Here is a 16113-nt window from a genome sequence, read left to right on the forward strand (position 1 = left end):
TGAAGACGGTAGGCCGCCTGCGCGGAAGGCAATTGCGCGAACGGTCAATTTTCTGTATTTCCCGCCCATGACCGACAGCCTGACACACACCGGCCCGTTCCTCGTAGCGGCGCTCTACCACTTCGTATCCGTACCGCGCTTTGCCACCTTGCAGGCCCCGCTGCAGGCGCTGTGCGAGGAAAACGACATCAAGGGAACGCTGCTTCTGGCGCATGAGGGCATCAACGGTACGATCGCGGGACCGGATGCCGGCATTCACGCCGTGCTCGCCTTCCTGCGTGCCCAGCCGGAATTTGCGAGCCTGGAGCACAAGGAAAGCCGCGCCTCGAAAATGCCCTTCCTGCGCATGAAGGTGAAGCTGAAGAAGGAAATCGTCACCATGGGCGTCGAGAACATCGACCCCAATAAGACTGTCGGTACTTATGTGGCGCCCAGGGACTGGAACGCGCTGATCTCCGATCCCGATACGATCGTCATCGACACCCGCAACGACTATGAGACGGCAATCGGTACCTTTCGCGGCGCGCTCGACCCCAAGACCAAGACATTCCGCGAATTTCCTGATTGGGTGCGCCGGAATACGGGGCTGCACAACAAGCCGAAGGTCGCCATGTATTGCACCGGCGGCATACGCTGCGAGAAGGCCACGGCCTTCATGAAGGCCGAGGGTTTCGACGAGGTCTATCATCTAAAGGGCGGCATTCTGAAATATCTGGAGGAAGTGCCGCAGGAAGAAAGCCTCTGGGAGGGCGCCTGTTTCGTCTTTGATGAGCGTGTATCGGTCGAATACGGCCTGAAGGAAGGCGAGCACCGGCTGTGCCACGCCTGCCGCAACCCGATCACTTCAGAGGAAATTGCCTCGCCGCTTTATGAGGAAGGCGTTTCCTGCAGCCACTGTTATCACACGAGGACAGAGGAAGACCGGCTGCGCTACCGTCAGCGGCAGCATCAGATCGCGCTGGCGAAAAAACGCGGCAAACGGCATATCGGCAGCTGATGAGTTCGCCCCGGTGAGCTCGCCGTCAGGCCGCGCCGAGGCGGCGCCGGGTTGATTGCTCCGCAGTACGAAGCTCGTTCAGCATCTCGGTAATTCGCTCGGCCGCCAGAGGCTTTCCGAACAAATAGCCCTGCAGACAGTCGCAGCCGAACAAGCGCATAGCAACCGCCTGTCCCTCTGTCTCGATGCCTTCCGCCGTCACCGGGATATCGAGCGAGCGGGCGAGCGCCACCGTTGCCTGCAGCATTTCGCGCTGGCGCTTGTCCTCGTTGATGCCCATGACCAGTGAGCGGTCGATCTTGATGCGGTCGAAGCCGAACTGTCTGAGATAGCCGATCGAAGAGAAGCCGGAACCGAAGTCATCGAGCGCCACTTTAACCCCCAGCCCCTTCAGCCGTTCAATCGACTGGCGAGTGCGCTGCGGATTCTGGATCATATAACCTTCGGTGATCTCGAGCGTGATGCGGCTGGCCTCGATCTCCGTCTGCTTCAACACGTAGCGCACATAATCGGTGAAGGCGGGATTGCGGAACTGGCCGGGCGAGACATTGACCGAGACGTTCAGTTCCGGCCACTGCTTGGCCGTTTCGCAGGCCTTGCGCAGCACGAACAGGCCGAGCGATTCAATGAGGCCGCTGGTCTCGGCGATCGGAATGAACAGCTCGGGCGAAACCGGGCCGTGGCCCGGACGGTTCCAGCGCACCAGCGCCTCGACGCCGGTCAGCGCATGCGTCCCCGCATCGACCAGCGGCTGATAGGCAAGCGTCAGGTCACCGCTTTCAATGGCGATTCTGAGATCGAGCTCCAGCGCATTGCGCTGCTGCCGGTCTGCATCCATCGACGGATCGTAAAGCGTCATGCGCGCACGGCCCGCCTCCTTCGCCTTGTACATGGCAAGGTCGGAACGGCGCACCAGTTCCTCGCGATCGATTGCACCGGCAGGCGACATGGCGATGCCGATGCTGGCGCCAACGACGACAACACGGCGACCGATCTCCAGCGGCTCGACGAGAAAATCAAGGATCTGCTCGGCAAGCTGGAGGGCGGCAGCGTTCTCGGCATCGGAGAGAAAGGCGATCGCAAATTCATCCCCGCCGATGCGGGCGAGAACTGCGCCTTGCGGGATCAATACTTTAAGGCCGGCCGCGACCGCGCGGATCAACTGGTCGCCGGTGCCGTGTCCATAGCTGTCATTGACTTCCTTGAAACCGTCGAGGTCGAGATAGAGGAGCAGCACGTTGCGTTTGCTCTGGCGCGCTTCGAGGACAAAACGATCGACGGCGAGCCCGAGGCCGTCGCGATTGGAAAGGCCGCTCAGCCTGTCGCGCAGCGCCTCTTCGCGCGCGCTGTTTTCCTCCGCCTTCAGGCGTCGGCCGGCCAACCAGCCGATGGCCAGCAGGACCACGAAGAAGAGCCCAACGAGACCGAGTGCCTGGATGACCATCGGCCGCACCTGCGCGTAGGCGATATTGCCGGGTGAGCGAGAATTCCAGACGAGCTTGCCGATCGTTGCCCCCAACGGATCGGCGATAGGTACGAGATATTCGGCCGCGAAATTCGGCGGCGCCAGCCTCAGTCCGGCGATCACATAGGTCTGCCCGAGCCCGGCCACCCTGTCGTCATCGAGATGGCGGGCGAAAATAAGATAACGGTGCTGCCCGGCGGGCGCATCAAGCGCGCCGGATTTCTTCCGCACCAATGCCACGCCGACAGCGGCAATGCCGCGTTTGCTGGTGATGAAACCGACCGCCTGGGGCGTCTCGGCCGTGCCGGCCGCCTTGACCACGTCGAACAGTTTCCACAGCGAGGGCGCGAAGAAATCCGCGGGCGGCTCCTCCATCGGCTTGCCATCGCGATAGGCCATGATCGAGTTCTTCGCATCATCGACAAGGATCGCCATGTCGAAAAGCGAGCTGTTGACCGACATCTCGCCGTAGTTGCTGACCGTCCACGCCATGCCATCGGACGCATAGACGTTGGCAGCGGCATCATCCCAGGCGGCATAATCGTCGAGCGTCGCGGCGAGCTGATCCTCGAAGGTCTTCAACGCGCCGATCGTCGTTTCGCGTGAGCGCTCGTCGTCAAGGACATTGGCGTTCTCAGCGACGCGTTCGAGTGCCGTCAACACCATGATGGTGGCGACCGCGACGATGACAGCAAAGGAGAACAGCACGCCCGTGACGGTGATGTGACGGCCTATGGCCGATCCCCTGCCCTGCAATTTTGCGAGTATTTGCATTCCGGCTCCCTGACCAGCGGAGTTTGCCAGTCAAGGGTTCAGAAACGTTTAAGCAACTGCCTGTTGCAGCTTTCCGCCGGTCTATTTTTTCAGTTTGTTCTGCTGAGCCGGCATGTGATTGCCTTTCGGAAATTCTGCCGCAAGTGCGCTATACCATTTGCCGCTCTTCTTCACCGTGCGGACCTGCGTTTGGTAATCGACATGGACGAGGCCAAAGCGCATACGGTAGCCTTCGGCCCATTCGAAATTATCCATCAGGCTCCAGGCGAAATAGCCGCGCATGGGGTAACCGTCCTTGATGAGGTCGGCCACGACGTCGAGATGATCGCCGAGATAATCGAGACGCATCTTATCGTCGACCTCGCCATCGACAACACCAGTATTGTCGCAGGCGCCGTTTTCGGTGATGTAGCATTCCGGCAGGTCATAGCGGCGATAAAGGTTCTCGACTAGGAGCTTCAACCCCGGCGCATAGATTTCCCAGCCGATATCGGTCTTGATGTCGCTTCTCGGCGGCGCTTTCACCGTCCAGGGGAAATCACCTTTTCGTTCGGCATCGTCGACGACGCGCTCGGGCGTGTAGTAATTCAGACCCCACCAATCGAGCTTCTGGCTGATGAGCTTCAGATCGCCGTCTTCGATGACGGGCATGCGGTCACCGAGCGCCTCGACGAATTCCTTCGGATATTCGCCTTTGAAGACGGGATCGAAGAAGGCGCCGTTGTGGAACTGATGCGCGCGTTCGGCGGCGGCAAGATCGGCCGGGCTGTCGGAGCCCGGGATGATCGAGGCGGCGTTGAGCACAAGTCCGACCGGCACATTGGGAGCTTCCGAACGGATTGCCTCGACGCCGAGTCCGTGGGCAAGATTCATGTAATGCATGGCGTGAAGGGCAGCCTGCATATTGCGCTCACCCGGAGCATGGATACCGTAGAGGTGGCTCAGCCAGACGATGCACCAGGGCTCGTTAAAGGTGGCAACGGAATCGAGGCGGTCGCCGAGGCGGCTCATGACAGTCTTGGCGTAACGCTGAAAGGCATAGGCAGTCGAGCGCGCCGTCCAACCGCCATCGCCCGCGAGCAGCAGGGGCAGGTCCCAATGGTAGAGCGTCGCGAAGGTCTTGATCCCGCGCGCCTTGCAGCCGTCGACCAGCCGATCGTAGAAGTCGAGGCCCGCCTCGTTCACCGGACCCGTGCCCTCCGGGATGATACGCGGCCAGGCAATGGAGAAGCGATAGGCTTCGACACCCATCTCCTTGATGAGATCGAGGTCCTGCTCCAGGCGGTTATAGTGGTCGCAGGCAACGTCGCCGTTGTCGCGATTGTAGACGCGGCCGGGCATGTTGCAGAAAGCATCCCAGATGGACGGCTTGCGGCCATCGGCCTTACCGGCGCCCTCGATCTGGAAGGCGGCGGTGGCAACACCGAAGGTGAAATCACCGGGAAAGCGGCTTGCAAGCGTCTTCGCATCGATCATCTGTAAATCCTGTCTCTCAGCATCTGAATTGACCGTGGGGCTCGGATTTAGCCAAGCCGGCAAGCAAAGTACAGGCCCGGCAGCAGAAAAACTGCAACGTTACAGTATAGGCTACCGAGCGGCGGAGACCGCGCAAGCCAGCCGCTTCGACTTGCCGCGTTTTTCGCCTCCGATTGCTCTCATAACGCGAATGTCAGCAGTCGTGACTTGCTGCCGAGCCCATGATCACTACACAGCGAAAGGCATCGCCAAACATGAAAGGAAACCCAATGCTCTCTTCAATCCATCTGCTGCAGCCGCATCTGCTGAGCCTGCTGCGCATCGTCTCGTCGCTTGTGCTTTTCAGCTATGGAACGCAGAAGATCTTGCATTTTCCGGCCGCGGCAAGCGTGCCGCCGATGGGCTCGCTCTCCTGGATTGCCGGACTCATCGAACTCATCCTCGGCTTCCTCGTCCTGGTGGGATTCCAGACCCGCATCGCAGCCTTCGTGCTCTCGGGGCTGATGGCATTCGCCTATTTTATCGGCCATGCGGGCAAAAGCTTTTATCCCGCCCAGAACGGCGGCGTCGCTGCAATCCTGTTCTGCTTCGTGTTTCTCTATCTGGTGGCGGCAGGCGCCGGCCCGCTCAGCGTCGATAACCTGCTGAAGCGTGGCCGCGCTGCTGCCTAATGACCATAAGCAAAACGCCGAGGCGACCTGAGCCCACCTCGGCATTTTCCTCGAGCCACGCCGATCGGTAAACTCAGACCTTGACCCATGCGCCGTTTTTCTTCGAAGAGGCAACGCAGGCTTCGACGAAAGCCACGCCCTTCACGCCGTCATCGACGGTGGGGTAGACCACAGCCTTGTCGACAGCCTTGCCCTTCTTGCGGGCGTTGATCGCATGTGCGGCTTCCGTATAGATCGTCGCGAATGCCTCAAGGTAACCTTCCGGATGCCCCGACGGCACCCGCGAGACACGACCGGCCGCCGCTCCGGCGCCGGCGCCGCCGCGGGTGATCAGCCGCTTCGGCTCGCCGAACGGCGTGTACCATAGATAGTTCGGGTCCTTCTGGGTCCATTCCAGCCCGCCCTTGGTTCCGTAGACGCGAACCATCAGGCCGTTTTCATGGCCGGGCGCCACCTGGCTGCACCAGAGCATGCCCTTGGCCGGCTTTTCCGCGCCCTTCGCCTTGAAACGCAGCATGACATGAGCATTGTCATCAAGCCGGCGGCCGGGAACAAAGCTGTCTAGATCGGCAGCCAGGCTGTCGAGTTCCAGGCCAGTTATGAACGAAGCGAGATTATAGGCATGCGTGCCGATATCGCCTGTGGACCCGCCGACGCCGGACTGGGCCGGATCGGTGCGCCAAGCCGCCTGCTTTTGGCCGGTCTGTTCGACCGCTTCCGTCAGCCAGTCCTGCGGATATTCGGCCTGGACCACTCTGATATCGCCGAGCTCACCGTTCGCGACCATCTCGCGCGCCTGACGCACCATCGGATACCCGGTGTAGTTGTGCGTCAGCACGAAGAGCGCGCCGCTCTCGTCGGCCACCTTCTTCAGCTTCTTCGCGTCCGCAAGGTTCGATGTCAGCGGCTTGTCGCAGATAACATGGATGCCGCGTTTCAGGAATTCCTTGGCCGCGTCGTAATGCACATGGTTCGGGGTAACGATCGCGACCGCCTCGATGCCGTTCTTCAGCTTCGCCTCGCGGATCGCCATTTCGCGGTAGCTGGAATAGGTTCGCGACGGGTCAAGTCCAAGGTCGCGGCCGGACTGAACCGCCTTCTCAGGCGTCGACGACAATGCCCCGGCGATGAGATCGTACTGATCGTCGATGCGGGCTGCGATGCGGTGCACCGCACCGATGAACGCGCCCGCGCCGCCGCCCACCATCCCCAGCCGGATGCGCGGCTCGCGTGTCTGTTCCGATGATGCTTCGATTGCCATTCTTGTCCTCCTGAAATTTAACCTGGCGCGGATGCGCGCCCCTCATCCGGCTGCCGCCACCTTCTCCCCGCTCGCGGGGAGAAGGGGATATGCCGCGGTATTTACGCCCACCTCGACGGCCGGTGCGGCAAGTCCCCTCTCCCCGTCAGAACGGGAGAGGGTTAGGGTGAGGGGCAGCCTCACGGCACGTCTTTTTAAAGCCCGAGCATCCGCCGATTGGCCGCCTGGTTCGTGCCGCCGGCCGCGAAATCGTCGAAGGCCTTTTCCGTGACGCGGATGATATGTGCGGCCACGAATTCGGCCCCCTCCCGGGCGCCGTCCTCCGGATGTTTCAGCGCACACTCCCATTCGACCACAGCCCAGCCGTCGAAATTATTGGCCGTCATCTTCGAGAAGACCGCACCGAAATCGACCTGACCGTCGCCGAGCGAGCGGAAGCGGCCGGCGCGTTCCACCCAGCCTTGGTAACCGCCATAGACGCCCTGGCGCCCGGTCGGATTGAACTCCGCATCCTTGACGTGGAACATCTTGATGCGGTCCTTGTAGATGTCGATGTTCTCGAGATAGTCGAGGCATTGCAGGATGTAGTGCGAGGGATCGTAGAGCATGTTGGCGCGCGGATGGTTCTTCACCCGCTCCAGGAACATCTCGAAAGTGATGCCGTCATGCAGGTCCTCGCCCGGATGGATCTCGTAGCAGACGTCGATGCCGTTCTCATCGGCATGGTTGAGAATCGGCGTCCAGCGGCGGGCAAGCTCGTCGAAGGCCGTCTCCACCAGACCGGCGGGACGCTGCGGCCAGGGATAGATGAAGGGCCAGGCGAGCGCGCCGGAGAAGGTCGCATGCGCCTTGAGGCCGAGGTTTTTCGATGCTGTCAGCGCCATCTTGACCTGCTCGACCGCCCATTCCTGGCGGGCTTTCGGATTGCCGCGCACCTCGGGGGCCGCAAAGCCGTCGAATGCTTCGTCATAGGCGGGGTGAACGGCAACCAGCTGGCCTTGCAGATGGGTCGAGAGCTCAGTGATTTCGATGCCGTTTTCGCGGGCCTTGCCGGCGAACTCGTCGCAATAATCCTTGGAGGTTGCTGCCTTTTTCAGATCGATCAGCTGGCTCGCCCAGGTCGGAACCTGAACGCCCTTGTAACCGATGTCGGCCGCCCATTTGGTGATCGCGTCCCAGGAATTGAAAGGCGCGGTATCGCCCGCGAACTGGCCAAGGAAAAGGCCGGGACCCTTGATCGTCTTCATGTCAGATTCCTCCCTGAATATCGACCGTAAACGTTTCTGAAGAACTTGTAGCACGCATTTCGGCGGGAGCAAGGTGCCTCCTCGCACTTGCCGCCGGATTGGCGCGAGGCCAGATGCGGTATGGCTGCGACCTAATCATGATGGGCTGTGGCGGGCAAGAGGTACGTGCAGCATTTTCGCCGTCCGCCAGGTGAGGACATAAAAATGCGCCCATCCTTGCGAATGGGCGCACCTGCCTGATCAAGTGATCAGAACGGAGAATCCGGGAAGTAGAAGTTCTTGGCATTCTCCTTGGTGACGAGCGTCGCGTCGAGGATGTAGTTGCCGTGAACCGGGACCTGGTCGTAGAGTGCCGCCGCCGTCAACTCCATTGCCGTGCCGACCATTGCCGGGGGATAGAGAACGTCGACCGGGATCAGCTTGTCGCCGTCCATGACCTTCTTGACCATGTCCTTGGAGCCGGCGCCGGCGACGACATATTGAATGTCGGTGCGCTTGGCCTGCTCGATCGCCTGCAGAACGCCAACGGCCATATCGTCGTCCTGGCACCAGACGACGTCGATCTTCGGGTACTTCGTCAGGTAGTCCTGCATCACCTTGAAGGCGTCGTCGCGGTTCCAGTTGCCGTACTGGCGGTCGAGAACCTTGACCTTGGAGCCGGCGATACCCTTGTCGAAGCCGTCCTGGCGCTGCTGGTCGATCGGGATCGGCAGACCGCGGATGACGACGACTTGGGCTTCCGGCGTCTTTTCGGCAATATATTTGCCGGCGACTTCACCGAGGGCAGGGTTGTTGCCGGCGACGTAAAGATCACGCACGGAATTGTCGTTATTCGACGGCGCGCGGTCGACAAGTGCTACGAACTTGCCCTTGTCCTTGACCTCCTTGATGGCGTTGACGAGCGGATCCGGATCCGACGGCAGGATGACGAGCGCATCGATGCCTTGCGTATCGAGGTCCTGCACAGCGTTTGCCTGCGTGGCGGCATCCGGCGAGGTCTTGACGATGACGTTCAGGCCCGGATGTTCCGACATCAGCTTCTTGGCAATACGCTCGGCATGGAACACGACGCCGGAGGTCCAGCCGTGATCGGCGGCCGGAATGGACACACCGATCGTGTAGTTCTTGTCCTGGGCGTAGGCTGCGCCGGCAAAAGCCACCCCCGCAACCGCCAGACCCAACATGAGCTTGCGCATGCTATTTCCTCCCAAAAATATCAGGGACTTGTCCAATCCGAGCCGGGTGCCCTGTCAAGCCCGGCCAATCCGAGAAGTTCTTTGTCTTAGGATTTGCGAACCAGCGACCGCTGCACCAGCATGGCGATGATGATGATTGCACCCTGGATCGCGCCGATGAGATACTCGCTGATGAAGTTCGACAGCAGCATGATGTTGCCGACGAGTTCGAGAATGAAGGCGCCGCAGATGGTCCCCCAGACCCGGCCGGCGCCACCCTTGAGCGCCGTGCCGCCGACGACGACGGCGGTGATGGCCTGCAACTCCCACAGGATGCCGGTCGTTGCCGAGGTGGATCCGAGACGCGGCACATAGAGCAGCACGGCAATCGCCACACAGAGGCCCTGGATGACGAAGGCAATGGTGCGCACGCGGTTGACCGCTATGCCCGAATAGCGCGCGACGTCGCTGTTCGAACCGACAGCCACGACATGGCGGCCGTAACGGGTGCGATAGAGGATGAAGGCTGCAATCGCGGTGACGACGAGGATCACCACGATCGGCACGGGAATACCGAGAATATTGCCGAAATAGGCCGGACGGTAGAGCGTCTGGATTTCACTCGAGCGCAAGGTGATCGCGCCGCCCTGTGACAGCCATGTGGTCAAGCCGCGATAAATGCCCATTGTGCCGAGTGTGGCGATGAAAGGCTCGATCTTGCCGACGGTGGTGATGAGGCCGTTTGCGAGGCCGCAAAGAGCCCCGGCAATCACCGTAAAGACCACCGCGGCCGTCAGCATCAGCACCGGATCGGCAATGACGCCCGAATTGATCAGCAGGATCATCAGGCTGGCAACGAAGGCGACCATCGAGCCGACGGAAAGGTCGAGATCTCCGGCCGAGATCACGAAGGTGGCGCCGACCGCGATGATGGCGATGAAAGCGCAGCGTGTCGCGACGTTGGCAAGATTGGTGATGCCGATGAAATTCGGGTTGACCAGTGCGCCGACAATCAGGAGCAAGGCCAAGGCGGCAAACGGTGCAACCGCGCGCAGATCAACGTCACGCCAGGACCTGCGCCGGATCGCCCTGGTCTCCTCGTTAATGCTCATGTCCAAAACCAACCTCCCGTCCCAGTTCGTCTGGGCATCCTATCTATTGTCCGCGTCGGCGAAGTCTTGCTCCGGCCTCACGCAGCCACCTTCTTTTTGAGCCCGGCGGCGTAACGCATGATCTCCTGCTCGGAGATCTCGTCGCCCTCGAGCACGCCGACAATCCGTCCTTCGCGCATGACGGCCACTCTTGTGCAGAGCCCGATGACTTCGGGCATTTCCGACGAAACGACGATGATTGACCGGCCGTCGCGGGCGAGCGCCGAAATGAAATGATAGATCTGCTGCTTGGTGCCGACATCGATGCCGCGCGTCGGTTCGTCGATGATGATGATGTCGGGATCGGTCTCCATGACCTTGGCGAGCAGCAGCTTCTGCTGGTTTCCGCCCGACATGCGGCCGGCGACGATATTGGTGTCGCGAACCCTGATGTCGAAGCGGCGCTTGGCTTTCGCCAGTGCGGCCGCCTCGCTGCTCAGGCTGAGATAGCCGTGGCGCGAATGTCTTCCGAGCGATTGCAGCGTCAGATTGGTCGCCATGCCGGAGCGCAACAGCAGACCCTTCGACTTGCGGTCCTTGGTCATATAGGCAAGACCGCAGCGATTGGCCGCGTGCACATCGCCGGAGGGGACCGTTTGCCCCTTAATGACCACCTCGCCCTCGAGGCGGGGCCGCAGTCCGGCAATCGCCTCCATCAGTTCGGTACGGCCGGAGCCGATCAGGCCGGAAAAACCGATGATCTCGCCCTTGCGCACTTCGAAACTCGCATCCCTGACATAACCGGTCGACACCGAAGCGACGCTGAGGACGATCTCCTCGTCGACATCAGGCTCGACCTTGGCCGGATAGAGGCTGGAAAGTTCGCGGCCGACCATCAACTGCGCGATCGATTCCCCGTCCAGGATTGATGTCGGCGACGTCTTGATCCATTGACCGTCGCGAAGCACCGTCACCCGATCGGTCAGCTCCATCACCTCGTCGAGCTTGTGGGACACGAAGACGAAACTCGTACCCTGGTCGCGGAGCTTGCGGACCTGCTTGAAAAGCATATTGGTCTCTTCCCGCGACAACACGGCGGTCGGCTCATCCATGAAGACGACGCGCGCATCGCGGCTGATCGCCTTGGCGATCTCGACCATTTGCTTGTCGGCGATGGAAAGCGTGCTGATCAAGGCATTCTCATCGACATGCGAACCGAGCACGTCGAGAACCTTGCGGGTCTCGGCGCGCATATATTTGCGGTCGAGCACTCCGAGACGCGTGACCTCGCGACCGAGGAAAAGGCTCTCCGTCACGGTCAGATGGTCGGCGAGGTTGAATTCCTGGTGAATGATGACGATGCCGAGCGCTTCCGCGGCGCCATTGGGCGGCAGCACCACAGGCTTGCCGTCGAGCAGGATCTCGCCCGAACTCGGCTGCTCGAAACCCGACAGCACCTTGACAAGCGTGGATTTGCCGGCGCCGTTTTCGCCCATGAGCGCATGGATTTCACCGGCGCGGAGATCGAAGTTGACGCTGAAGAGGACCTGCACGCCGCTGAAGGATTTGCATATGCGCCTGGCGGACAGCACCACGGGTGCGGTGTCGGCGATCTCCACGGTCATTATGCCCTCCCCTAGAGCGCCGCATCCCGGCAACGCTCCATTTTGAACTAGCGCACATTTTCCGTCTGAAAACCGCCTTAGGCCTCAAACAGGCACGCGCATGCGGCTCCCATCCGCTTCGAGCCTTATGTAAACCTTTACATCAACTATGTAAAGGTTTACATCGTGGATTAACACAGATCAGTTGACGCTTGCCTTTGACCTCTCGACAAGTCTGTGTAGTGTCGCGGCGAAGACAGCCTTAAGGCAGAGCCCCAGTGTCGAATTCCACGCCCGCAACAATCGAAGATGTCGCCCGGATCGCCGAGGTCTCCATCGCGACGGTCTCGCGGGCGATCCACACGCCGGAAAAAGTCGCCAACTCGACGCGGCTCAAAGTCAATCAGGCGATCGCCATCACCGGTTATACGACCAATGCCATGGCGCGCAGCCTGAGGCTCGGCCGCTCCAACATGATCCTCGTGGTGGCGCCCGATATCGGCGATCCCAATTTTTCCAATATTCTCGTCGGACTGGAGAACGAGGCCCGGGCCCATGGCTACGGCGTCCTGATCGGCCACACCCAGAACGATGCCCAGCGCGGCCTGGAATATCTGAAATTCTTCAACTCGAACCAGGCGGCCGGGCTCATCCTCTTCACCGGCATCCTGCCCTTCGGTCATCAGACCATGACGGCGCGACTGCCGCCGAGCGTCGGGGTTTTCGAACCGGTATTCAACGGCGGCATTCCCTATGTTGGCGTTGACGACACCGAGGGCGCTCGGAAAGCTGTCGACCTGCTGCTGGCCGAAGGGCATCGCAAGATCGCCTTCATCGGCGATTCCCGCACCCGGCTCGCCTATACCAGGCGCCGCATGGGTTATGATGCCGGTCTCGACGCTGCTGGCGTCCCGCCCGACTTGAGGATCGTGCTCGAAGGCGACGGCACGATCGAAAGCGGACGGCATGCGGTCGAGCAGCTTTTCATGCGCGACACGCTTCCCACAGCCTTCATGTGCGTAAACGACCAGACGGCGATCGGGGTCATGATCGGGCTCGGCGCGCGCGGCTATGATATTCCGCGGGATTTCTCGGTGACCGGCTTCGATGACGTGCCGCAGGCCGTCTTCATATCCCCGTCTTTGACGACGATCCGCCAGCCGAGGACGGCGATCGGCAAGCAGGCGATGGCGCTGCTGCTGGAGCTTTTGTCCGATGGCCGGCCGGCCGAGACGGAAATCCTGCTGAGGCCGGATCTGGTGGTGAGAAACTCCGTCTCCGCGCCCTCACGCAACTGGTTGAAGCGCTGAACGGAGATAGAATAGCCGAGCACAAAAAGAGCCGGCGACCGATGGCCGCCGGCGTCCATCATCAAACGTAACGGTTGACGATATTCTCGAGCAGTTCCTGCTTGCCGGATCTCGGTTGCGGATTGACATCCTTGGTCTCGACCCAGTTGGTGATCTCCTCGAGCGAATACTCGCCGCGGAAGAGCTTCTGCGCCTCGGCCGATTCCCAGCCGGCGTAACGATCGGCGAGCGGCTGCGACAGAGCCTTGTCCTCGATCATCTTGGCAGCCGCCTTCAGGCCACGGGCGCAGCAATCCATGCCGCCGATATGGCCGATCAGGAGGTCTGCCGGGTCGAGCGACTGGCGACGCAGCTTCGCGTCGAAGTTGGTGCCGCCGGTTTTGAAGCCGCCGCCTGCCAGAACGTGATAATAGGCAAGCGCCATTTCCGGAACGTTGTTCGGAAACTGATCGGTGTCCCAACCGGACTGGTAGTCGTTGCGGTTCATGTCGATCGAGCCGAAGATGCCGAGCGCATTGGCAAGCGCCAGCTCGTGCTCGAAGGAGTGGCCAGCAAGGATCGCATGGCCCTGCTCGATATTGACCTTCACCTCGTTTTCAAGGCCGTGCTTCTTGAGGAAGCCGTAGACGGTCGCGACATCATAGTCATACTGGTGCTTGGTCGGCTCCTGTGGCTTCGGTTCGATCAGGATCGTGCCCTTGAAGCCGATCTTGTGCTTGTATTCGACAACGAGGTTGAGGAAGCGGCCGAGCTGGTCGAGCTCGCGCTTGAGGTCGGTGTTGAGCAGCGTCTCGTAACCTTCGCGGCCGCCCCAGAGCACGTAGTTCTCGCCGCCGAGCTTCTGCGTAGCGTCGATGCAGGTCTTGACCGTCGCGGCTGCAAAAGCGAAGACGTCTGGATCGGGGTTAGTCGCCGCACCCGACATGTAGCGGCGGTTGGAGAACAGATTCGCCGTGCCCCAGAGCAGCTTGGTGCCGGTGGCCGCCTGCTTCTCGGCGAAATAATCGACGATCTCGTTGAGGTTCCTGGTGTTCTCGGCAAAATTCTTGCCTTCCGGGCGCACGTCAGCGTCATGGAAGCAGTAATAGGGCGCACCGAGCAGCGAGAAGAATTCGAAAGCGACGTCGGCCTTCAGCTTGGCCGCCTTCATCGAGTCTTCGAACCACGGGCGCAGGAAGGTCTGGCCGCCGAAGGGGTCGCCGCCCGGCCAGGTGAAGGTGTGCCAGTAAGCTACCGCAAAACGCAGATGGTCTTCCATGCGCTTGCCGAGGACGATCTCGTCCGGTTGGTAATAGCGGAAGGCCAGCGGATTGGTGCTGTCCGGGCCCTCATATCTGATCTTCTGGATATCGCCGAAAAATCCGGTGCTCATGTTGGGGTCTCCTTGGGTTCGTCGTTTAGTCTTATCGTTCGTGCCATACAGCCCCCTCATCCGCCTGCCGGCACCTTCTCCCCAATGGGAGAAGAGACTTGCCGCAACGTTGCAGCTCTTTCAAAGCCGTCGCTGCGGGCGCCGCCCTCTCCCCTCGGGGAGAGGGTAGGGTGAGGGGGCCGCTGGCTCAAACTCTCAATGCGCCAGCGACTTGATCGCCGGATAGAGCGCCCGGTAACGCTTGTAAGCATCCTCATAAGCGCCCTTCAGCGCCGCGACCGGTTCAATCGTGCTTGCCGTCATTGGCGGCGTGCAGACGGCGATCGGATCCGCACCCGTCGCCGCGATCAGACCGAGACGAGCGGCGCCGAAGGCCGCGCCGAAATCGCCGTCAGCCGGCAGGTCGACAGGAACGCCGAGCGCAGTGGCGATCGACCCCAGCCAATAGCGGGAGCGCGAGCCGCCGCCGATTGCCGTAACGCGGGAAATGTTGGTGCCGGCAGAGCGCAAAGCTTCGAGATTGTCGCGGATGGCGAAGGCCACCCCTTCTAAAACGGCCTGGGTGAGCACGACGCGGCTGCTTTCATGCTCCAGCCCGAAGAAGGCGCCGCGGATCACGGCGTCATTGTGCGGCGTACGCTCGCCGGAGAGATAGGGCAGGAAGGTGACCCCGGAAGGCGCCTTCACCCTCTCGCCAAGTTCGCCTGTGAGTTCGGCAGCGGATTTGCCGGTCACACCGGAGTGCCAGTTGAGGGCATCCGTGGCCGACAGGATGACTCCCATCTGGTGCCAGGTGTTGGGCAGCGCGTGGCAGAAGGCATGCACGGCGCTTTCCGGCTTCGGCAGATAGGAGCCGTTGGCCGCAAAAAGCACGCCCGAGGTGCCGAGCGAGACGAAGGCCGCGCCGTCGCTGACCGTACCCATGCCGCAGGCCGATGCCGCATTGTCGCCTGCGCCGCCGGCGACGACGACGGTGCCCGATATGCCCCATCGCGCCGCGAGTTCGGACCTTAGTCTGCCGGCCTGATCGGTGCCTTCGACGAGCGCTGGCATCTGCTCCTTGGAAAGGTTGGTGGCAGCAAGCAGTTCGGACGACCAGCCGCGCTTTCCTGTATTGAGCCAGGAGGTGCCCGCCGAATCCGACATTTCGGAGATATATTCGCCGGTCAGCCAAAGGCGTAAATAATCCTTCGGCAGCAGCACCTTGGCAATCTTCGCGAAGACCTCGGACTCATGCTTCTGAACCCATGCGAGTTTCGGCGCAGTGAAGCCGGGGAAGACGATGTTGCCGGTCAGCGCTCGGAAGCGCGGATCGGCATCGAGTGCCGCCGCTTCGACATGGCTGCGCGTGTCGTTCCAGAGGATGCAGGGGCGTAGCACCTTGTCGGAAGCATCGAGCAGGGTCGCGCCGTGCATCTGCCCGGAAAGACCGATGCCCTTGACTGCGGCAAACTCCTTTGGATGTTTCGCCTTGAGCCCGGCGACGGCCTCCTCGGTCGCGCGCACCCAGTGAGCCGGTTCCTGTTCCGACCAGCCGGAATGCGGGCGCGAGACATCGAGCGCGCCGTTGGCCGAACCGACGATCTTCTGGTCGCCGTCAATCAGCATCGCCTTGACGCCGGAGGTTCCGAGATCGAGACCGAGATACATGTGGCATTCTCCCTTTGCCG

General features: G+C 61.3%; 12 protein-coding genes. 3 read left to right on the forward strand and 9 right to left on the reverse strand.

Going from position 1 to position 16113, the window contains the following annotated elements; all coding sequences use genetic code 11:
- Positions 1-67: 67 nt before the first annotated feature.
- Positions 68-997 (forward strand): oxygen-dependent tRNA uridine(34) hydroxylase TrhO, encoded by a 930-nt coding sequence (gene trhO / locus AC13QO_RS09700; protein WP_488540532.1) that lies wholly within the window; start codon positions 68-70, stop codon positions 995-997.
- Between the two features lie 25 nt (positions 998-1022).
- Here the strand turns inward: trhO and AC13QO_RS09705 are convergent, their stop codons facing one another.
- On the reverse strand, positions 1023-3236 hold the full coding sequence (locus AC13QO_RS09705) for a bifunctional diguanylate cyclase/phosphodiesterase (protein WP_285192511.1): 2214 nt from the start codon (positions 3234-3236) through the stop codon (positions 1023-1025).
- Positions 3237-3317: 81 nt separating this feature from the next.
- On the reverse strand, positions 3318-4712 hold the full coding sequence (locus AC13QO_RS09710; protein ID WP_285192510.1) for a GH1 family beta-glucosidase: 1395 nt from the start codon (positions 4710-4712) through the stop codon (positions 3318-3320).
- A gap of 269 nt (positions 4713-4981) precedes the next feature.
- On the opposite strand from AC13QO_RS09710, the gene AC13QO_RS09715 reads away from it, so the two are divergent.
- The gene (locus AC13QO_RS09715; protein WP_097597199.1) at positions 4982-5383 is read left to right on the forward strand and encodes a DoxX family protein; all 402 of its coding nucleotides are present in this window, start codon (positions 4982-4984) and stop codon (positions 5381-5383) included.
- A gap of 73 nt (positions 5384-5456) precedes the next feature.
- Here AC13QO_RS09715 and AC13QO_RS09720 read toward each other — a convergent pair whose 3' ends face one another.
- The 5 genes from AC13QO_RS09720 to AC13QO_RS09740 form a co-directional block, all read right to left on the reverse strand.
- Positions 5457-6644: a Gfo/Idh/MocA family protein gene (locus AC13QO_RS09720; RefSeq protein WP_097597198.1), complete on the reverse strand. Its 1188-nt coding sequence runs from the start codon at positions 6642-6644 to the stop codon at positions 5457-5459.
- 194 nt (positions 6645-6838) lie between these two features.
- Positions 6839-7891 (reverse strand): sugar phosphate isomerase/epimerase family protein, encoded by a 1053-nt coding sequence (locus AC13QO_RS09725; RefSeq protein ID WP_488540533.1) that lies wholly within the window; start codon positions 7889-7891, stop codon positions 6839-6841.
- 248 nt (positions 7892-8139) lie between these two features.
- On the reverse strand, positions 8140-9087 hold the full coding sequence (locus tag AC13QO_RS09730; protein ID WP_085779516.1) for a substrate-binding domain-containing protein: 948 nt from the start codon (positions 9085-9087) through the stop codon (positions 8140-8142).
- Between the two features lie 86 nt (positions 9088-9173).
- On the reverse strand, positions 9174-10178 hold the full coding sequence (locus tag AC13QO_RS09735; protein WP_085860497.1) for an ABC transporter permease: 1005 nt from the start codon (positions 10176-10178) through the stop codon (positions 9174-9176).
- 77 nt (positions 10179-10255) lie between these two features.
- Entirely contained in the window at positions 10256-11782 is a 1527-nt protein-coding gene (locus tag AC13QO_RS09740; RefSeq protein ID WP_488540534.1) for a sugar ABC transporter ATP-binding protein, read from the reverse strand.
- Positions 11783-12039: 257 nt separating this feature from the next.
- On the opposite strand from AC13QO_RS09740, the gene AC13QO_RS09745 reads away from it, so the two are divergent.
- Entirely contained in the window at positions 12040-13071 is a 1032-nt protein-coding gene (locus AC13QO_RS09745; RefSeq protein ID WP_085779519.1) for a LacI family DNA-binding transcriptional regulator, read from the forward strand.
- A gap of 61 nt (positions 13072-13132) precedes the next feature.
- On the opposite strand, the gene xylA is transcribed toward AC13QO_RS09745, so the two are convergent.
- Both xylA and xylB read right to left on the reverse strand, forming a co-directional pair.
- Positions 13133-14443 (reverse strand): xylose isomerase, encoded by a 1311-nt coding sequence (xylA, locus tag AC13QO_RS09750; RefSeq protein ID WP_430958035.1) that lies wholly within the window; start codon positions 14441-14443, stop codon positions 13133-13135.
- A 195-nt stretch (positions 14444-14638) separates the two neighbouring features.
- Positions 14639-16093 (reverse strand): xylulokinase, encoded by a 1455-nt coding sequence (gene xylB / locus AC13QO_RS09755; protein ID WP_488540535.1) that lies wholly within the window; start codon positions 16091-16093, stop codon positions 14639-14641.
- Between the last annotated feature and the right edge of the window lie 20 nt (positions 16094-16113).

It is taken from the genome of Rhizobium sp. CNPSo 3670, assembly GCF_057784555.1.